Origin of the sequence: Vibrio tapetis subsp. quintayensis (assembly GCF_030409945.1) — a bacterium.
GTDB classification, from domain to species: domain Bacteria; phylum Pseudomonadota; class Gammaproteobacteria; order Enterobacterales; family Vibrionaceae; genus Vibrio; species Vibrio quintayensis.
In genome coordinates this window covers 13,420-32,757 of the sequence record NZ_JAUFQV010000014.1, presented here as the reverse complement: position 1 = coordinate 32,757, position 19,338 = coordinate 13,420, and the positions used below count along the sequence as shown (strand labels likewise).

At 44.7% G+C, this 19,338-nt stretch carries 20 protein-coding genes; 17 read left to right on the top strand and 3 right to left on the bottom strand.

What is annotated here, in order from left to right; translation table 11 throughout:
- The first annotated feature begins 52 nt into the window (after nt 1-52).
- From proB to pgpA, 10 genes are all read left to right on the top strand, one after another.
- The gene (gene proB, locus QWZ04_RS06865) at nt 53-1,186 is read left to right on the top strand and encodes a glutamate 5-kinase (protein ID WP_290326330.1); all 1,134 of its coding nucleotides are present in this window, start codon (nt 53-55) and stop codon (nt 1,184-1,186) included.
- 44 nt (nt 1,187-1,230) lie between these two features.
- Nucleotides 1,231-2,481: a glutamate-5-semialdehyde dehydrogenase gene (locus QWZ04_RS06860; protein WP_290326328.1), complete on the top strand. Its 1,251-nt coding sequence runs from the start codon at nt 1,231-1,233 to the stop codon at nt 2,479-2,481.
- A 154-nt stretch (nt 2,482-2,635) separates the two neighbouring features.
- A complete protein-coding gene (gene nrdR, locus QWZ04_RS06855; protein WP_102522869.1) occupies nt 2,636-3,085 on the top strand; it encodes a transcriptional regulator NrdR in 450 nt (149 codons plus the stop codon).
- Complete coding sequence (ribD, locus tag QWZ04_RS06850) at nt 3,085-4,197, top strand: bifunctional diaminohydroxyphosphoribosylaminopyrimidine deaminase/5-amino-6-(5-phosphoribosylamino)uracil reductase RibD (RefSeq protein WP_290326325.1); 1,113 nt, start codon at nt 3,085-3,087, stop codon at nt 4,195-4,197. Before nrdR ends, ribD begins: the two co-directional genes overlap by 1 nt.
- A 6-nt stretch (nt 4,198-4,203) precedes the next feature.
- On the top strand, nt 4,204-4,854 hold the full coding sequence (locus tag QWZ04_RS06845) for a riboflavin synthase (protein WP_290326324.1): 651 nt from the start codon (nt 4,204-4,206) through the stop codon (nt 4,852-4,854).
- A gap of 86 nt (nt 4,855-4,940) precedes the next feature.
- Nucleotides 4,941-6,053 carry a bifunctional 3,4-dihydroxy-2-butanone-4-phosphate synthase/GTP cyclohydrolase II gene (gene ribBA / locus QWZ04_RS06840; protein ID WP_290326322.1) on the top strand — a complete coding sequence of 371 codons (1,113 nt, stop codon included), beginning with the start codon at nt 4,941-4,943 and terminating at the stop codon, nt 6,051-6,053.
- Nucleotides 6,054-6,294: 241 nt separating this feature from the next.
- Nucleotides 6,295-6,765: a 6,7-dimethyl-8-ribityllumazine synthase gene (gene ribH, locus QWZ04_RS06835; protein WP_102522865.1), complete on the top strand. Its 471-nt coding sequence runs from the start codon at nt 6,295-6,297 to the stop codon at nt 6,763-6,765.
- Nucleotides 6,765-7,235 (top strand): transcription antitermination factor NusB, encoded by a 471-nt coding sequence (gene nusB / locus QWZ04_RS06830; RefSeq protein WP_102522864.1) that lies wholly within the window; start codon nt 6,765-6,767, stop codon nt 7,233-7,235. The genes ribH and nusB overlap by 1 nt, the downstream gene beginning before the upstream one ends.
- A gap of 84 nt (nt 7,236-7,319) precedes the next feature.
- The gene (gene thiL, locus QWZ04_RS06825) at nt 7,320-8,291 is read left to right on the top strand and encodes a thiamine-phosphate kinase (protein WP_290326317.1); all 972 of its coding nucleotides are present in this window, start codon (nt 7,320-7,322) and stop codon (nt 8,289-8,291) included.
- A gap of 3 nt (nt 8,292-8,294) precedes the next feature.
- The gene (gene pgpA / locus QWZ04_RS06820) at nt 8,295-8,798 is read left to right on the top strand and encodes a phosphatidylglycerophosphatase A (protein WP_290326315.1); all 504 of its coding nucleotides are present in this window, start codon (nt 8,295-8,297) and stop codon (nt 8,796-8,798) included.
- Nucleotides 8,799-8,911: 113 nt separating this feature from the next.
- Here pgpA and dxs read toward each other — a convergent pair whose 3' ends face one another.
- The 3 genes from dxs to xseB are packed head-to-tail and all read right to left on the bottom strand — an operon-like array spanning nt 8,912 to nt 11,970.
- Nucleotides 8,912-10,795: a 1-deoxy-D-xylulose-5-phosphate synthase gene (gene dxs, locus QWZ04_RS06815; RefSeq protein WP_290326313.1), complete on the bottom strand. Its 1,884-nt coding sequence runs from the start codon at nt 10,793-10,795 to the stop codon at nt 8,912-8,914.
- 23 nt (nt 10,796-10,818) lie between these two features.
- A complete protein-coding gene (ispA, locus tag QWZ04_RS06810) occupies nt 10,819-11,703 on the bottom strand; it encodes a (2E,6E)-farnesyl diphosphate synthase (RefSeq protein WP_290326312.1) in 885 nt (294 codons plus the stop codon).
- A gap of 3 nt (nt 11,704-11,706) precedes the next feature.
- A complete protein-coding gene (gene xseB, locus QWZ04_RS06805) occupies nt 11,707-11,970 on the bottom strand; it encodes an exodeoxyribonuclease VII small subunit (protein ID WP_290326311.1) in 264 nt (87 codons plus the stop codon).
- A gap of 344 nt (nt 11,971-12,314) precedes the next feature.
- On the opposite strand from xseB, the gene pomA reads away from it, so the two are divergent.
- The 7 genes from pomA (at nt 12,315) to rlmM (ending at nt 19,295) form a co-directional block, all read left to right on the top strand.
- Entirely contained in the window at nt 12,315-13,079 is a 765-nt protein-coding gene (gene pomA / locus QWZ04_RS06800) for a flagellar motor protein PomA (protein ID WP_290326309.1), read from the top strand.
- Between the two features lie 10 nt (nt 13,080-13,089).
- The gene (locus tag QWZ04_RS06795; protein ID WP_290326307.1) at nt 13,090-14,046 is read left to right on the top strand and encodes a flagellar motor protein MotB; all 957 of its coding nucleotides are present in this window, start codon (nt 13,090-13,092) and stop codon (nt 14,044-14,046) included.
- Between the two features lie 138 nt (nt 14,047-14,184).
- Entirely contained in the window at nt 14,185-15,633 is a 1,449-nt protein-coding gene (gene thiI / locus QWZ04_RS06790; protein WP_290326304.1) for a tRNA uracil 4-sulfurtransferase ThiI, read from the top strand.
- A 603-nt stretch (nt 15,634-16,236) separates the two neighbouring features.
- Nucleotides 16,237-17,139 carry a transcriptional regulator GcvA gene (locus tag QWZ04_RS06785; RefSeq protein WP_290326302.1) on the top strand — a complete coding sequence of 301 codons (903 nt, stop codon included), beginning with the start codon at nt 16,237-16,239 and terminating at the stop codon, nt 17,137-17,139.
- The gene (locus QWZ04_RS06780) at nt 17,139-17,819 is read left to right on the top strand and encodes an alpha/beta family hydrolase (protein WP_290326300.1); all 681 of its coding nucleotides are present in this window, start codon (nt 17,139-17,141) and stop codon (nt 17,817-17,819) included. Before QWZ04_RS06785 ends, QWZ04_RS06780 begins: the two co-directional genes overlap by 1 nt.
- Nucleotides 17,809-18,207, top strand: coding sequence for a DUF423 domain-containing protein (locus QWZ04_RS06775; protein ID WP_290326298.1), 399 nt, complete (start codon nt 17,809-17,811; stop codon nt 18,205-18,207). The genes QWZ04_RS06780 and QWZ04_RS06775 overlap by 11 nt, the downstream gene beginning before the upstream one ends.
- The gene (gene rlmM, locus QWZ04_RS06770) at nt 18,204-19,295 is read left to right on the top strand and encodes a 23S rRNA (cytidine(2498)-2'-O)-methyltransferase RlmM (protein ID WP_290326296.1); all 1,092 of its coding nucleotides are present in this window, start codon (nt 18,204-18,206) and stop codon (nt 19,293-19,295) included. The genes QWZ04_RS06775 and rlmM overlap by 4 nt, the downstream gene beginning before the upstream one ends.
- The last annotated feature ends 43 nt before the right edge of the window (nt 19,296-19,338 follow it).

Below are 19,338 nucleotides of genomic sequence, written 5' to 3'. Positions count from 1 at the left end.
CCTTCATTGTTACAACATTGGTCTATTTGTTTTTAAACTATCGAACATGACAATGAATCAAACCCAAGGGAAATTGGCTAAATCACAAACCATCGTGGTGAAGTTAGGTACAAGTGTATTGACCGGCGGGACACTCGAGATCAATAGACCACATATGGTCGAATTGGTACGTCAGTGTGCTGCATTGAAACAGCAAGGCCACTCGGTCATTCTGGTTTCTTCTGGCGCAATTGCGGCAGGGCGAGAGCACCTTGGGTACCCCACACTCCCCAATTCAATGGCGAGCAAACAACTGCTTGCAGCTGTCGGCCAAAGCCGCCTGATTCAAACATGGGAATCACTGTTTGACTTGTTTGGCATTAAAATCGGTCAAATGCTGTTAACACGTGCTGATTTGGATGATCGTGAGCGTTTCTTAAATGCCCGCGATACCATTAATGCGCTGGTAGAAAACGGCATTATTCCTATTGTTAACGAGAATGATGCGGTAGCAACGTCTGAAATTAAAGTGGGTGATAACGACAACTTATCCGCTTTAGTGGGCATATTATGTGGTGCAGATAAACTACTGCTTCTTACTGATCAACCGGGTTTATTTACCGCTGATCCGAGAAAAGATCCCAATGCAGAGTTGATTCGTGAAGTACGAACCATTGATGAAACCCTACGTAAAATCGCGGGTGACAGCGGCACTACTCTGGGCACTGGCGGCATGGCAACTAAGCTGCAAGCAGCAGACATTGCACGCCGAGCTGGTATTGAAGTGATCATTGCGGCTGGCAGTAGTGAAAACGTGATATTTGATACCTTGAGTGAAGAGCCTCCAGGTACGCGTTTCCTCCCGTTAGCCGAAGCCCTAGAAAACCGTAAACGCTGGATACTCGCAGGCCCTGCAGCATCTGGAGATATAGTGATTGATGACGGCGCCGCTAATGCGGTGATTGGGCGCGGTAGTAGCCTATTGGCAAAAGGCGTGGTTAAAGTTCAAGGGACTTTTGCACGTGGCGAAGTGGCGCGAGTTTGCAACACTAAGGGTGAATTGGTTGCTCGTGGCATCACCAGCTACTCCAGTACAGATTTAGATAAAATTATAGGTAAGCACAGTAAGGATATTAGTGCGGTACTTGGTTATGAATACGGCTCGGAAGTCATCCATCGTGATGATTTAGTCGTTATCCAAGAATAGAAACTAGGCTCTGACCAAGCATATAAATTTTAAGGAGAAACACCGTGGATTTAACGAATATGGGCATGGCAGCCAAAGAGGCTGCCTTCCACCTAGCGACCGCATCGACTGCACAAAAAAATCAGGCTTTGGCTATTATTGCCGATGAACTTGAAGCGAACAGTGCCGCTATTTTATCAGCTAATGAAAAAGACATTCAACTTGGTCGCAAAGCTGGTCTAACGGAAGCACTACTAGACAGATTACTGCTAAATGAAGAACGCCTAGCAGGGATCGCAAGTGATGTACGTAACGTCATTAATTTGAATGATCCGGTTGGCAGTGAAATTGACAGTAAAATACTAGAAAATGGCATGTCTTTGGCTCGTCGTCGAGTACCGTTAGGTGTTGTTGGCGTTATTTACGAAGCTCGCCCTAATGTAACCATTGATATCGCTGCACTGTGTTTAAAGACGGGTAACGCAAGCATCTTGCGTGGCGGAAAAGAGACCTTCCATTCGAACATGGAACTGGTAAAAGTGATTCAATCCGCACTCGAAAAAGCACAGTTGCCAGCTTCTGCGGTCCAGTATATTGAAAAACCTGATCGCGAGTTGGTATCTCAACTACTTAAACTCGATCAATACGTAGATATGATCATCCCCCGTGGTGGTGCTGGTTTACATCGTATGTGTAAAGAGAACAGCACAATTCCTGTGATCATTGGCGGGTTCGGTATCAGCCATATCTTTGTTGATGAAAGTGCCGAACTTGAAAAATCTCTCGATGTAGTGATTAACGCAAAAGCACAACGACCATCCGCATGTAACGCGTTGGATACTCTTTTGGTTCACCAAGCCGTTGCGGAGCAGTTTTTGCCAATGCTTGCCAACAAGCTGAACGGTAAAGTGGAACTTGTTGCAGAGCCAAAAGCCAAAGCTGTGTTGGCAAATGATAATACGGTACGCGACGCAGTCGAGGGTGACTTTGACACAGAATGGTTAAGCTACACACTCGGCGTTAAAGTCGTGGCAGATATTACTGAAGCCATCACTCATATGCGTGTTCATAACGCGAGTCATTCCGATGCCATTATGACCAATAGCTTGGAAAGTGCAGAGCGCTTTATTAACTCGGTGGATTCAGCGGCCGTGTACGTCAATGCCTCTACTCGCTTCACCGATGGAGCGCAGTTTGGCTTGGGTGCAGAAGTGGCTGTATCAACTCAAAAATTACATGCAAGAGGCCCTATGGGGCTTGAAGAATTAACGAGTTATAAATGGGTTGGTAAAGCCAATTACTTAGTTCGAAGCTAATTTTGGTCGTTTTTGGCCTTAATTTGCTGACATGAAGCACTATATGGTTAACAAAACGATCATCAAGTTTATGAAAGGGCTCTTTTGAGCCCTTTTTTGTTTTCCTTCCGATTCTCGTTTCCGTTACACTTAAAGTAATAATTTGGGAGGTGATATGCATTGTCCATTCTGTTCAGAAAATGACACGAAAGTAATTGATTCCAGGCTGGTCGCTGATGGTCATCAAGTCCGTCGTCGCCGTCAATGCTTAGCATGCAGCGAGCGTTTTACTACCTTTGAAAGTGCTGAGTTAGTGATGCCTAAAGTGATAAAAACCAATGGCAATCGCGAACCATTTAATGAAGATAAAATGGTAGGTGGCTTCCAGCGAGCATTAGAAAAACGCCCAGTAAGCGCCGATGCTATCGAGCTTGCTATCAGCACAATTAAATCTCAACTTCGAGCGACCGGTGAGCGCGAAGTCCCAAGTGAGATGGTTGGAAATCTAGTGATGGATCAGCTTAAAGAACTCGATAAAGTTGCTTATATTCGCTTTGCTTCTGTTTATCGCAGCTTTGAAGACATTCGTGAATTTGGCGAAGAAATTGCTAAATTGGAAGACTGATGACTTTTACTCCCTTTGATTTCAAAATGATGTCTCGTGCTTTGTTACTGGCAAAGCGTGGCATCTATACGACGGCTCCAAACCCTAATGTTGGTTGTGTGATTACACGCAACGAGACCATCGTCGGTGAGGGTTTTCACATGCGCGCGGGTGAGCCTCACGCTGAAGTGCATGCATTGCGTCAAGCCCAAGAGCAAGCCAAAGGGGCGACAGCCTACGTCACGCTTGAACCTTGCTCCCATTATGGCCGGACACCGCCTTGCGCCAAAGGGTTGATTGAAGCCGGTGTAACAAAAGTTATATGTGCCATGCAAGACCCTAATCCTCAAGTTGCTGGCCGTGGTATTCAAATGCTCCGAGACGCAGGCATAGAGGTCCAAGTTGGTTTGCTTGAACAAGATGCTATCGACCTCAATCGGGGCTTTATCAAACGCATGTCAGCTGGAACTCCTTTCGTGCAACTCAAGTTGGCGGCCAGTTTAGATGGTCAAACGGCCTTGCATAATGGAGTGAGCCAATGGATAACCTCAGCGCAAGCTCGCCAAGACGTTCAACAATATCGAGCACAAGCAGGCGCGATTTTATCAACTAGCAAAACGGTGATTGATGATAACGCCTCTCTAAACGTTCGTTGGAGTGACCTCCCACAAAGTGTTCAAGCCAATTACGCTGAAGCTGACACTAGACAACCGCTGCGCGCCATATTAGATCGGCAGAACCAACTGACTTCAGAACTTAAGCTGTTCAACACTGACGGTGAAGTCGTTACGATTGCTGAAACTGGCGATTTATCGGTCGCGTTGAATGGTGACGGCAAGTTGTGTATTCGTAGCGCTATAGAACAGCTTGCTGAGCAACACAATGTGAATCATATTTGGGTGGAAGCCGGGGCAACCCTAGCAGCCAGTATGATCAAAGAGAACCTAGTGGATGAACTGATCGTTTACCTTGCTCCCAAACTCATGGGCAGCGATGGCCGTGGCTTAATTCATTTACTTGGCATAGAAGAAATGAGTAAAGCGATCGACCTAAACATTAGTGACTTGCGTATGGTCGGCAAAGATATTCGAATTACCGCGCAGGTGAAACAACACTTGCCAGAAACAGAGTAGAAAAACATGTTTACAGGAATCGTAGAAGCGGTAGGAACCTTAGCTGCCATCACACCAAAAGGTGAAGACATTAGCGTCACCGTTGAAGTCGGCAAGCTTGATATGGCGGATGTAAAGCTGGGTGATAGTATTGCAACCAATGGCGTTTGCTTAACCGTGGTTGATTATAGCGAAACGCGTTATACCGCCGACTTATCCGTAGAGACACTCAAAAAAACCGGGTTTGTTGATTATCAAGCTGGCGATAAAGTGAATCTAGAAAAAGCCATGTTGCCGACTACTCGATTTGGTGGCCATATTGTATCGGGTCATGTTGACGGTGTGGGTGAAATTGTAGAACGAAACCCTGTTGGTCGCTCTATCGAATTTTGGGTTGAAATGCCTGCAGAAATCAGTAAATACGTGGCAGAGAAAGGGTCAGTTACGGTTGACGGCATTAGCCTAACGGTAAATGAACTACGTAAAAATGCGTTTAAGTTAACGATCGTACCGCACACTACAGAAGAAACGACAATAGACAATTTCCATGTGGGCCGTAAAGTAAACCTAGAAGTTGATGTTCTGGCTCGCTATATGGAACGGCTACTACAAGGTGCTCGAGAAGATGATAAACCGAGCATGACTATGGAATTCTTACAACAAAACGGTTTTGCGTAGATACTAAGTACTTAGTGTAAAACACAAGACTCTAAATGGTTCTAACTTCGGGTTTAGAACTTCGCCTTTTATTGCAGGAGCATTCAATGCCAATCAGTACCCCACAAGAAATAATAGAAGATATTCGATTAGGTAAAATGGTCGTTCTGATGGACGATGAAGATCGCGAAAACGAAGGCGATTTGATCATGGCTGCAGAGTGTGTGACGCCTGAAGCGATCAACTTTATGGCCATGTACGGACGCGGCCTGATTTGTTTGACGATGACGAAAGAACGTTGTGAAAATCTTGGCTTACCGCCAATGGTTCAAGACAATAATGCGCAATATACCACTAACTTTACCGTTTCTATTGAAGCGGCTGAGGGCGTAACGACGGGTATTTCAGCGGCTGACCGAGCAATTACCGTTCAAGCTGCTGTCGCGAAAGAAGCGAAAGCGGCAGACTTAGTTCAACCTGGCCATATCTTCCCATTAGCAGCGCAAGAAGGCGGTGTATTAACACGCGCAGGACACACGGAAGCTGGGTGTGATTTGGCTCGTTTGGCTGGGCTTGAGCCTGCGTCTGTTATTGTTGAAATTCTTAATGATGACGGCACCATGGCAAGGCGCCCAGATTTAGAAGTGTTTGCAGAAAAACATGACATTAAGTTAGGCACCATTGCTGACCTAATCGAATATCGTAACAACACTGAGACAACCATCGAGCGAGTTGCTGAGTGCAAATTACCTACCGAATTTGGCGAGTTTCAACTGGTCACATACCGTGACACCATTGATAACCAAATTCATTATGCAATGAAGAAAGCGCAGGCTGATGAAACCAAAGCGCCATTAGTTCGTGTGCATTTACAAGATACATTCACCGACTTACTGCATTCAGACCGAAGTGCCGAGCGTAGCTGGACACTGCAAACGGCGATGAAACGCATTAGTGAAGAGGGTGGCGTGTTAGTGATCCTTGGAAACGAAGAAACCACTGAATCTTTAGTTCATAAAGTGAAAACGTTTGAACAACAAGACAAGGGTGAAGCGCCAACCATGGCCAAGAAGCAGGGTACGTCACGCCGTGTCGGTGTGGGTTCTCAAATCCTAGCGGATCTTGGAGTTCATGATATGCGTTTACTGTCTTCAAGTACTAAGCGCTACCATGCGCTCGGTGGGTTTGGCTTGAACGTTGTTGAGTACGTTTGTAAGTAAAATGCAAACCGAGGTCGATGATCAATCATAGACGGTGACCGAGCGCCAAACTCATTGATATTTAAAGAGCAAAAGCAGAAGTGTTTTTGCTCTTTTGTTTATTTTAGAGGCTTGGTTGCGGTTGCAGAATAATTGGTCAGTTTTCTTTTCTGTAGTTTGGTAATTTCCATTAGATATTGCTCACACTTTTGTGTTAGAATCCGCCGATTCTCACTTGATGAAAATAGTTAAAGGAAGGCTTATGAAAGTGATCGAGGGTGGCTTCCCAGCGCCAAATGCAAAAATTGCTATCGTTATTTCTCGTTTCAACAGTTTTATTAACGAAAGCTTGTTATCTGGTGCAATCGATACTTTAAAGCGTCACGGCCAAGTTAACGAAGACAATATTACCGTTGTTCGTTGTCCTGGTGCTGTGGAGCTACCACTAACTGCTCAGCGTGTAGCTAAAACTGGTAAGTTTGACGCTATCATTTCTTTGGGTTCAGTTATTCGTGGCGGCACACCACATTTTGACTATGTTTGCAGTGAATGTAATAAAGGTTTGGCACAAGTTTCTCTGGAATACAGTCTTCCAGTGGCATTCGGTGTGTTGACCGTAGATACTATTGATCAAGCTATCGAGCGCGCAGGAACCAAGGCTGGTAACAAAGGTGCAGAGGCTGCACTAAGCGCGCTAGAGATGATTAACGTTCTTTCAGAAATTGATTCCTAATGGGGGCCAGTGTGAAACCAGCCGCACGTAGAAACGCACGTCAATTTGCCTTACAAGCAATTTACTCATGGCAAGTTACAAAAGAAAATGTTGCTACTATTGAAGAGCAATTTTTATCTGGTGGTAAATATGATGAAGAAGATCATCAAGCTAATGAACCAGCACTAGCAGCACCAGAAACAGACGTCGCGTACTTCCGTGATCTACTGACGGGTGTCGTGCTAAGCCACACTGAGTTAGACAGTAAATTACGTCCATTCCTATCTCGTCCAATGCAAGATTTGGATAAGATGGAGCTAGCTCTTCTTCGTCTAGCTATGTACGAAATGACGCGTCGTGAAGATGTACCTTACAAAGTTGTGATTAATGAGGCTATCGAACTTGCAAAAGTTTTTGCCGCTGAAGACAGTCACAAATTCGTGAACGGTGTGCTTGATAAAGCCGCACCGCACGTACGTAAAAAAAAGTAAGCGTCACAATATAGTTAAGAAGGTCAGCCATTAAGCTGGCCTTTTTTGTATAATGGCAAAAATAATAATGATAAAGAGTGAACCATGGCCGGTGAATTCAATTTAATTACCCAGTACTTCGTTAATCGTCAGACCCAGCGCAAGGATGTTCAATTATCACTTGGGGACGACAGCGCACTTGTTACTTCTCCTGATAATGTTCAAATCGCGATCAGTACCGATACCTTGGTTGCGGGCACTCATTTTTTGGAAAATGCGAACCCTGCATGGGTAGCCCATAAAGCGTTAGCTTCTAATTTAAGCGACTTAGCGGCGATGGGCGCATCACCTGCTTGGGTTTCTTTGGCTTTAACTCTTCCTGAACCCGATGAACTCTGGTTAGCCCCGTTTACTGAATCCTTTTTCGAGTTAGCCAACTATTTCAATATTCAGTTAATTGGTGGCGATACAACCAAAGGCCCATTAAGTATGACTCTGACTGTGCAAGGTTTTGTACCGGAAGGTCAAGCATTGCGACGTGACGGTGCCAAAGTTGGGGATTGGCTATACGTTACCGGTACATTAGGTGACGCAGCTGCGGGGCTTGAAGTTGTGCTTGATGACAGTAAGCGAAATAAAGAGCATGCAGAAACTCTAGAGTATCGACATTACCATGCAAGCCCGCGTTTACTTGCAGGGCAAGCTCTGCGCAATGTGGCTTCTTCTTGTTTGGACATCAGTGATGGTTTAGTTTCTGATTTAGGCCATATCATGAAAGCATCCACCGTTGGTGCTGTCATTGATGTTGATGCCATGCCTATTTCTGATGAATTGCTTGAGTATTGCGGTGACCGTGACAGTGCATTACGAATGGCCTTGTCCAGTGGCGAAGAGTACGAACTTTGCTTTACTGTGCCTGAAGAGCACAAAGGTCAAATGGACACATTACTAGCTCCTACGGGCACCAAGGCGACGTGTGTTGGTCAGATTCGTTCAGGTGACCAATTGCAATTAGAGAGAAACGGTAAAGCTTTGGACTGGCAACTTTCCGGATACGACCACTTTAAAGGTATATAGAACATGGCAAACCCATTAGCACTTATCTCACTTAAAAACCCTTGGCACTTGTTAGCGACCGGGTTTGGCAGCGGGTTATCCCCTTTAATTCCAGGTACTATGGGTACCTTAGCGTCTATTCCATTTTATTTATTGTTAGTCCAGTTACCTCTTCCAGCATACCTGTTGGCGGTCCTTGTTTCATGTGTTATCGGCATCAAAATCTGCCAAGTAACTTCTGATGATATGGGCGTGCACGATCATGGTTCCATTGTTTGGGATGAGTTTGCCGGCTTTTGGATCACTATGAGTGTAGTGCCTATGCTGAACCTTTCCCCTACGGATTGGAAATGGTTACTGACAGGCTTCGTTCTGTTTCGCTTCTTTGATATGGTAAAACCTTGGCCTATTGGCTGGCTTGATAAAAGAGTGCATGGCGGGTTTGGCATCATGGTGGATGACATTGTCGCCGGCGTGATGGCTGGCGTGAGTTTATGGCTGATTGGACGTTATGCAGGTTGGATTTAAGTGCTAAAGGCGAAGTACTAAAAGCGAAGTAGTGTGATTTAATAATCTAGTACTTCGCTTCTAGTTCATAATAAAAAAGCACCTTTCGGTGCTTTTTTGTATTTGGAATATCGTTATTTTGCTAGATAAGTATGAATCGATTTTTCAATACCAACAGAGTCTAAACCAAGTTCCGCGTGCATTTCTTCTTGGGTACCTTGTGCGACAAACTTGTCCGGTAAACCAAGGTTGAGTACTGGTTTCAGTAGTTTCTCTTGCATCAAGAACTCAAGAACGCCAGCGCCAGCGCCTCCAGCAATCGCATTTTCTTCAAGGGTTACGAATACATCATGCTTAGCAACTAGCTCGCGAATAAGATCTTCATCAAGTGGCTTCACAAAACGCATATCTGCAACTGTAGCATCAAGTTGTTCGGCGGCTTCGAGTGCACTTGGTAGGAAAGTACCAAAGTTCAAAATAGCAACCTTATTACCATCTTGCTTGGCACTACTTTCACGCATAATGCGACCTTTGCCGATTTCTAGCGCGGTAAACTCAGACTCGATGGCGGTGCCCATACCGTTACCGCGAGGGTAACGAACGGCGCTCGGGCCTGTATGTTGATGCCCAGTGTAGAGCATTTGGCGACATTCATTTTCGTCACTCGGTGCCATGATAACCATATTTGGTATGCAACGCATAAAGCTAAGATCAAACGCCCCTTGGTGTGTCTGGCCGTCTGCGCCAACCAAACCTGCACGGTCAATGGCGAACATAACAGGCATGTCCATAATGGCAACATCGTGGATTAACTGATCATAGCCACGTTGTAGGAATGTGGAGTAAATCGCTACAATCGGTTTATCGCCAGCAATTGCCATTCCAGTGGCTAGGGTGACGGCGTGTTGCTCTGCAATTGCCACATCAAAATACTGATCTGGGTATTCTTTTGAAAAACGCACCATGCCAGAACCCTCACGCATGGCTGGAGTGATCGCCATCAGTTTTGGGTCTTGAGCAGCCATATCACACAGGAAGTCACCGAAAATTTTCGAGAAAGTGGGTTTGGTTCCACTGCTTTTTGGCAAGCTTGTATGAGTTGGGTCGAATTTTGGTACGCCATGGTAACCAATTGGATCTTTTTCGGCAGGCTCGTAACCTTTGCCTTTTTTGGTCATGATGTGTAGGAACTGAGGGCCTTTTAAGCCACGCATATTTTTCAGCGTTTTGATCAATTCGTTTACGTCGTGACCATCAACAGGGCCAATATAGTTAAAGCCAAGTTCTTCAAATAAAGTGCCTGGGACAACCATGCCTTTTAAATGCTCTTCCGTTCTTCTTACCAATTCTTTAATTGGGGGAAGCCCAGAGAGTACTTTTTTACCTCCCTCACGAATGGAGGTGTAAAGGTTGCCCGACAAAACTTGTGCTAAGTGATTACTCAGTGCGCCTACGTTTTCTGAAATAGACATCTCGTTGTCGTTTAAGATCACTAGCATATCCGGATGAACGCCGCCCGCGTGGTTCATGGCTTCAAACGCCATGCCTGCAGTAATGGCACCATCACCAATCACGCTAACAACTTTACGGTCGCGGTCTTCTTTTTGCGCCGAAATCGCCAAACCTAAAGCAGCACTTATAGAAGTTGAAGAGTGGCCAACCGACAGCACGTCGTATTCACTTTCTTCGCGCCACGGGAACGGGTGTAGGCCATCTTTTTGGCGAATGGTCGACATTTTTTCGCGGCGACCAGTTAAAATTTTATGAGGATAGGCTTGGTGACCAACGTCCCAAATCAGTTGATCAAAAGGCGTGTTGTACACATAGTGCAGCGCGACCGTCAATTCAACCGTGCCTAAGCCTGATGCTAGGTGGCCACTTGACTGGCTAACTGAATTCAGTAGATAGGTACGCAGCTCTTCACAAAGAGTCGATAAACTCTCTTTAGGAAGTAGACGTAGCTCGTCGGGCGTATTGGCCAGTGCTAATGTTGGATATTTTGAGATATCTAGAGTCATAATTATCAGCGCTTATAATAGTGTTAGTTGTTGCGCTCGACCACGTATCGGGCGAATTCTTCAAGTAACTGAGTATTGTAAGGGATTGCCTCTAATGCACAAAGTGCCTCAGTTAACAATTCTTGTGCTTTTGTTTGTGCACCGTCTAATCCTAGCAACGAAGGGTAAGTACTTTTGTTGAGCTCCTGGTCTGAGCCTTGTGGCTTACCTAAGATTTCGGTGTTACCGATGATGTCTAAGATGTCGTCTTGAACTTGAAAAGCCAAACCAATGAGATCGGCGTATTTTTCTAACTTAGGTAGAATGGCTAAGCCTTTCTCACCCGCGGCTAATGCACCTAATTGAACCGAGCATTTAATAAGAGCTGCTGTTTTGTTTAGGTGAATCGTTTCAAGTTCTTCAAGTGATATGGCGCGATTTTCTGCTTCCAAATCTAAAGCTTGGCCCATGCACATGCCTTGTGCACCAGACGCTTTTGCTAAGGCTTGTACCATTTTAATGCGGGTGACTTCTGCAGATGGATTTAAGCTACCTTCAGATAGGATAGTAAACGCCAACGTTTGCAGAGCATCACCGGTCAAAATAGCGGTCGCTTCGTCAAACTCGATGTGACATGTGGCTTGCCCACGGCGCAATTCATCATCGTCCATGGCAGGTAAGTCATCATGGATCAGTGAATACGCGTGAACGCACTCTATAGCGGAAGCCGGTGTGTCGAGTTCAGATAGCTCACAACCCAGCATTTGGCCTGTAATATAAACAAGATACGGCCTTGCGCGCTTACCACCGAGCAATAGGCCATAACGCATAGCTTGAATTAAGGCTTGTTGCTGATGTGGGAATGTGTCTAACCAAAGGTTGAGCTGCTCACTACTACGCTCTTGATACGCAGATAAAATCATTGTCATGGATTATTCTTCAGACTCAGTTTCTTTTTTAGAATTTACTTCGAAAGGGGTAAGCTCTGCTTGGTCGTCATCTTGCATTAAAATGGCAACACGTTGTTCTGCTTGAGATAATTTATCTTGTCCTGAGCGAGCTAGAGTGATTCCGCGCTCGAATTTCTTTAGCGCATCTTCTAGGGCTAAGTCACCACTTTCTAATTGCTCGACGATACCATCGAGTTCTTCTAAAGCGCCTTCGAAAGACATGTTTTCAGGTTTCTTACTGGCCATATAATTTCTGCTTCTAGGACAATGCCCGCACGTTACCCTAGGCTAAGTATAGGGTCAAACGTCTGGGTGTAAATTTTAACAAGGGCGCAGTATATCAGCTTTTATAGTCATTGGTAGAATGTGTATGTTTACCGAGCCACAAGAACGAGACATTCAGACCAATAAGTGAATGTAAAGGCCAGATTTTTCGATGAAACGAATGTCTAATCGGCAGATAGATTGCTATCCTGTTTAATTGGACGTGCAATTTGTATCGAAAGCGAAAAATCGCTAAATATTCAGCTTGTTCTGCCGATAATCTGAATTGAGTGCATAGTAGAACGAAATAGCATGAGGAGTGCTTTGTGGATTTAGCAACGTTAATAGGCTTAATTGGCGCATTTGCTTTCGTTATTATGGCGATGGTTCTAGGTGGTGGTATCGGTATTTTTATCGATATCCAATCTATATTGATCGTAGTGGGCGGCTCTACATTCGTTGTATTGATGAAGTTCACCATGGGGCAATTTTTTGCTGCGACCAAAATCGCGGTAAAAGCCTTCATGTTTAAAACTGATGAGCCAGAAGACCTGATATCCAAAATTGTGGAAATGGCTGATGCGGCTCGTAAAGGCGGTTTCCTAGCACTAGAAGAAATGGAAATAACCAATTCTTTTATGCAAAAAGGCATTGATTTACTCGTAGATGGCCACGATGCCGACGTAGTTAAAGCGACGTTGCAAAAAGACATCGCACTGACCAACGAACGTCACGAATTCGGTAGTGCGACCTTTAAAGCCTACGGTGATGTAGCGCCTGCGATGGGTATGATTGGTACCCTGGTTGGGCTGGTAGCCATGCTTTCTAACATGGATGACCCAAAATCCATCGGCCCGGCAATGGCCGTTGCACTTTTAACGACCTTGTATGGTGCGATCTTGTCTAACATGGTGTTTTTCCCGATTGCTGACAAACTGAACTTACGTAAAGAGCAAGAAACCTTAAACCGCCGCCTGATCATGGATGGGGTATTAGCGATTCAAGATGGTCAAAACCCACGTGTAATCGACAGCTATTTGAAGAACTACCTAAACGAAAGCAAGCGTGCTATCGATGTTGACGGCGAATAGGGGTTAAGAAATGGATGATGAAGACAAGTGTGAATGCCCACCACCCGGCCTCCCAGCTTGGATGGGTACGTTCGCAGACTTGATGTCACTGTTGATGTGTTTCTTCGTATTGCTGCTGTCGTTTTCGGAAATGGACGTGCTTAAGTTTAAGCAAATAGCAGGTTCGATGAAGTTTGCTTTTGGTGTACAAAATCAACTTGAAGTAAAAGACATTCCAAAGGGCACCAGTGTGATTGCTCAAGAATTTCGACCGGGTAGACCTGAACCAACACCGATTGACGTGATCATGCAACAAACCATCGACATGACGCAGCAAACGCTGGAATTCCATGAAGGGGATTCTGACCGAGCGGGCGGAACCAAACGCGATGCAGGTAAGCAAACCGGAGGGCAATCTCCTGAAACCTCAACGCAGATGAACCAAAATACTGAGTCTGTGCAATCAGAGCAACAGTCTGAATCGCAATCGGAATCTCAGTCTGAAGAAATAGAAACCATCGTTGAGAGCATTAAAAAAGCACTAGAGCGAGAAATGGATGAAGGGGCGGTTGAAGTTGAAAGCCTTGGCCAACAGATCGTCATCCGAATTCGTGAACGTGGTGCATTCCCTGATGGTTCAGCTTTCTTGCAGCCAAAGTTTAGACCGCTCGTAAGACAAGTGGCCGAATTGGTCAAAGATGTTCCGGGGATTATTCGAGTTTCTGGCCACACGGATAGCTATCCACTGGATTCAGAGTTGTATCGTTCTAACTGGGACTTATCGGCTCAACGAGCGGTGTCTGTCGCCCATGAAATGGAACGAGTAAAAGGTTTTGACCATAGTCGATTGCGCGTAAGAGGCATGGCAGATACAGAGCCTCTGATGAGTAATGACACCCTTGAAGGCCGGTTGGAAAACCGCCGGGTAGAAATCAATATCATGCAAGGTAAGCCACACTACAGTGATGAAGTGTCAGCTCAGCAGTAGAGCTTTTTAGGGCGATACCAGAGAGTAATCGAGGCGAGCGTAATGGCTCGCCTTTTTTATTCTTAATAGCTCGTGTATAATTCTGCGCCTTAGAATTGCCAGATGGCAATACCATTTTCGATATAGTGAAGAAGAACTATGAAGTTTATTGTTAAACCACATCCAGAGATTTTCGTTAAAAGTGAATCTGTTCGTAAACGCTTCACTCGAATACTAGAATGTAATATTCGTATTATTATTCAAAAGCATACTGAAAATGTAGCGGTATTTAACCGTCGTGATCACATTGAAGTGACTTCTGAAAGTGACGAGTATTTTGATCAGGTATTGGCAATTTTAAAGCAAACTTCAGGTATTCATCACTCATTGGAAGTGAAGCAGTCTGACTTTAAAGATATGCATGATATCTACGAGCAAGTTCTTGAGTTAAGCCGTGATCGCATCGTGGACAAGACTTTTGTTGTTCGTGCCAAGCGTCGTGGTAAGCACGATTTTTCTTCTATTGAGTTAGAGCGTTATGTTGGTGGTGGCTTAAACCAAGCAGTAGAAACTGCTCGTGTTAAATTAAACCGCCCTGAAGTAACGGTTAATATTGAAATCGCGAACGATAAACTGAATCAAGTGATTGCTCGTCACAAAGGTTTGGGTGGTTTCCCTCTTGGTACTCAAGAAGACGTACTTAGCCTTATCTCTGGTGGTTTTGACTCTGGTGTGTCTAGCTACTTACACATCAAGCGCGGTTCAAAAACGCATTACTGTTTCTTTAACTTAGGTGGCCCTGCACACGAAATTGGCGTGAAGCAAGTTTCGCACTACCTATGGAACAAATACGGTTCTTCTGCAAAAGTGAAATTCATCTCGGTCGATTTTGAGCCGGTTGTCGCAGAGATCTTAGAAAAAGTAGAAGACGGCCAAATGGGCGTGATTCTTAAGCGTATGTTTATGCGTGCTGGTGGCATGATTGCTGAAAAGTTTGGTATTCAAGCGCTCGTGACTGGTGAGGCATTGGGTCAAGTATCGAGCCAAACGCTGACCAATCTACGTCATATCGACCGAGTAACGGATACCCTGATCCTTCGTCCACTGATTAACTGGGATAAAGAAGACATCATCGACTTATCTCGTGAAATTGGGACTGAAGACTTTGCGAAAATCATGCCTGAATACTGTGGTGTGATTTCACGTAAGCCAACGGTTAAAGCAGTAAAAGCGAAACTTGAAGCAGAAGAAGAAAACTTTGATTTTGCGATACTCGATCAAGTGGTTGAAAATGCCCGCGTGATGGACATTCGTGACATTGAAAAAGAAAGCAAAGAGCAGGCGCCTGAAGTTGAACAAGTTGATGCTGTAGAGCAACATGCGGTTGTTTTGGACATTCGTAGTTCGGAAGAAGAAGAAGCGAACCCTCTTGAAATTGATGGAGTAGAAATTGCTCACATTCCTTTCTTTAAGCTTGCGACAAAGTTTGGCGACTTGGATCAATCTAAGAACTACTTACTTTACTGTGACCGTGGCGTTATGAGCCGTTTACAGGCGTTGTACTTGCAAGAGCAAGGCTATAGTAACGTGAAGGTTTACAGACCTTAAGAGCAGGTTACAGGCGATAGGCCGTTGCGCTACAGGTTCTAGAATGAAAGCCGCTCGTCGTAAAGATGGGCGGTTTTTTTATGGGGGTAAAGAAAGAGTACAGAGACGGACTTCGCCCTGAGATTACAGAAAACCAGAAACTAGAGCGTTTCACTCCTATAAGAGTAAAAGAAAACAGCCCTTGCTCTTATAGTTTCTCGTTTCTAGCCTCTACAAGGAAGCTTACGACTATTCTGTAACCTGTAACCTGTAACCTGTAATCGGTATTCTAATGAGCGTTGCATATTCTCTTTCCTTCACCCATAAAAAAACACCGCCATATAGGCGGTGTTAAAATTTGACTGACAGGTCAAAAAAAAATACAGGAAGTATGCCGCAGGTAGGTTAAACCTAAGACATGGTGGCAGACGAATCTACCAACTCGAATTTCGAGTTAATGCAAACACAACATCGCAACAAATTAACCAATTGATCATCAGGGATAATCAAGCCGTTCAGGCTAACTGCTGCGGGGTGAAATATAGAATTTCTCTGGCCGAGAGGCAATCGACAATTTATAATGTTTCAGATTATAAAAACTAATGCTTATAAAAAAGGTGAAACATGTCTAGACGTCTTCCCCCTTTAAACTCTCTTAAAGTGTTTGAAGCTGCCGCGCGTCACTTGAGTTTTACTCGTGCAGCAGAAGAGTTATTTGTGACTCAAGCTGCGGTCAGCCACCAAATTAAAACCTTAGAAGACTTTCTTGGGCTGAAATTATTTCGCCGTCGAAATCGCTCATTATTATTGACCGAAGAAGGGCAAAGCTACTTCCTAGATATAAAAGATGTGTTCACCTCTTTGTCTGAAGCGACCGATAAAGTATTGGAGCGTAGTGAAAAAGGTGCGTTAACCATCAGTTTACCACCCAGTTTTGCCATTCAGTGGCTGGTGCCGCGCCTTGCCGATTTTAATGAGCAAGAACCCGACATTGATGTTCGCATTAAAGCGGTTGATATGGACGAAGGTTCTTTGACAGATGACGTTGACGTTGCTATCTATTATGGTCGTGGAAATTGGCCGGGGCTGCGAGCGGATAAATTGTATCAAGAATACCTGATACCAGTATGTTCACCGCAGCTTCTACTTGGCCAAAAACCATTAGAATCATTAGGGGACTTAAAACAACATACCTTGTTACATGATACCTCTCGTAAAGAGTGGAAACAGTTCGTAAAAGAGCATGCGATTGACGAGGTTAACGTGAATCATGGTCCAATATTCAGCCACACAACCATGGTGTTGCAGGCGGCGGTTCACGGACAAGGCGTTGCTTTAGGCAACAATGTATTGGCAAAGCCAGAAATGGACGCAGGGCGTCTAGTTTGCCCGTTTGATGAAGTGCTCGTTACTAAGAATGCGTTTTACGTTGTTTGCCATGAACAACAAGCGGATACCGGCAGAATTGCCACTTTCCGTGATTGGATGTTAGCAAAAGCGGCTAAAGAGCAGCAGGAGCTAATTTAATGAGCAATAGCAATGAAGTCGCCGAAGAATTAGCGGAACAGAACAACCAACGTATTGATGGTGTAGGGACGATTACTTTTTTGTTTGCACATGGAGCAGGGGCCGGCATGGATCATGAATTTATGGTTTCTGTTGCAAAGGGCTTAAGTAAGCATGGCATACGTGTGATCCGCTTTAATTTTCCTTATATGGAAAGACGCATGGCTGAGGGGACAAAACGCCCACCCGATAGAGCGCCTAAGTTACTTGAGGCTTTTGAGCATCAAATCGAGCAGATCTCTGGGCCGCTAGTGATTGGGGGGAAGTCAATGGGGGGGCGTATGGCGAGCCATTTAGCGGATCATCCTCGTGTTCTTGGCGTCGCGTGTTTAGGCTTTCCTTTTCATCCACCGGGTAAGCCTGAAAAATACAAAGGCGAGCATTTAGCGACCATCAACAAGCCTTGCCTTATTCTGCAAGGGGAGCGTGATACCTTCGGTAAGAAAGAAGAATTCGATACGTTTGATTTATCACCTAGTATTGAAACCTTGTTTATTCCAGACGGTGATCATGGCTTTAAACCTCGTAAGCGTTCAGGTTACACCGAAATGGGTAATATCGAGTTAGCCATTAATGCGATCGCTGGATTTATTAAAACGGTCAGTCATGAAGTGCCTGAGGATGAAGCGAATGAAGAGTAACCACCTTATTGTTTTAGCGGGTATTTCTGGATCTATCGCTGTGGCTTTGGGCGCTTTTGCCGCTCATGGTCTAAAAACAGTGTTATCGCCCTATTTACTCGGTGTATTTGAAACTGGTGTTCACTACCAGTTTCTTCACACGGTTATGGTGATTGCTTGTGCAATACTTATTCGGTTCGATATTGGTAAAAAAGCGCAAAAAGGACTGTCATCTGCAGCCATTTGCTTTATTATCGGCATCCTTTGTTTTAGCGGTAGCCTATACGCCCTTGCCCTTACTGGGATCAAGTGGTTTGGACCCATCACTCCGTTAGGTGGTGTGTTTTTCATTATTGGTTGGGTTCTACTCGCTGTTTCTGCGTTTAAAATGAATGAGGTAAGTCAGTGAAACACTTAATGCTTTATTGCCGCCAAGGCTTTGAAAAAGAGTGTGCTGGAGAGATCCAAGACAAAGCAAGCCAACTTGAAGTATTTGGCTTTCCACGTGTAGTGAAAAACTCAGGCTATGTATTGTTTGAGTGCTACCAAGCTGGGGAAGCAGCTAAGTTGGTGAAAGAATTGGATTTCAAGGCGCTGATTTTTGCTCGTCAAATGTTTGTGGTTGCCGCAGAATTTAAAGATTTGCCAACAGAAGATCGTATTTCTCCTATTTTGGTCTCTTTGTCTGAAATTGAAGCCATGCCAATGTGTGGCGATTTAGTAGTTGAAACACCGGATACCAATGAAGCTAAAGAGCTGCTTAAGTTTTGCCGTAAATTTACCGTGCCGCTTCGTCAAGCGATGCGTGGTAAAGGCCTTCTGTTCAAAAAAGAAAACGCGAAAAAGCCTCAAGCACACGTGTGTTTCGTGGCTCCTGGTCATTGTTATGTAGGTTACTCACTGCCACAAAATAACTCTGCATTTTTCATGGGCATTCCTCGTTTGAAATTCCCAGCCGACGCACCAAGTCGTTCAACTCTTAAACTTGAAGAAGCATTTCATGTGTTTATTCCACGTGAAGAGTGGAACACACGTCTTGCTTCTGGCATGTGGGCGGTAGATTTGGGTGCTTGCCCAGGTGGCTGGACTTACCAATTGGTTAAGCGTTCTATGTTTGTTCATGCGATTGATAATGGCATGATGGCTGACAGCTTGATGGATACAGGCCAAGTTAAACACCACATGGAAGATGGCTTCAAGTTTGAACCACCAAGAAAGAACGTCACTTGGTTGGTGTGTGACATGATCGAAAAGCCGTCTCGTGTTGCTCAACTAATGGGGGAATGGATCATTTCTGGTTGGGCTCAAGAAGCGATATTCAACCTTAAGCTTCCGATGAAAGGTCGCTATGATGAGGTGCTTGGAGATATTGAAAACTTGAAGAAATTCTTAATTGAACACAAGGTTCAGTTTAAGCTTCAAGCTAAGCATCTGTACCATGACCGTGAAGAGATTACCGTTCACGTACAAAGCTTGTCGAATATTTCTCCGCATTAACTTTTCGGAATTCGCTTCTCAGTATTAATGAGCGGTTTAGTTA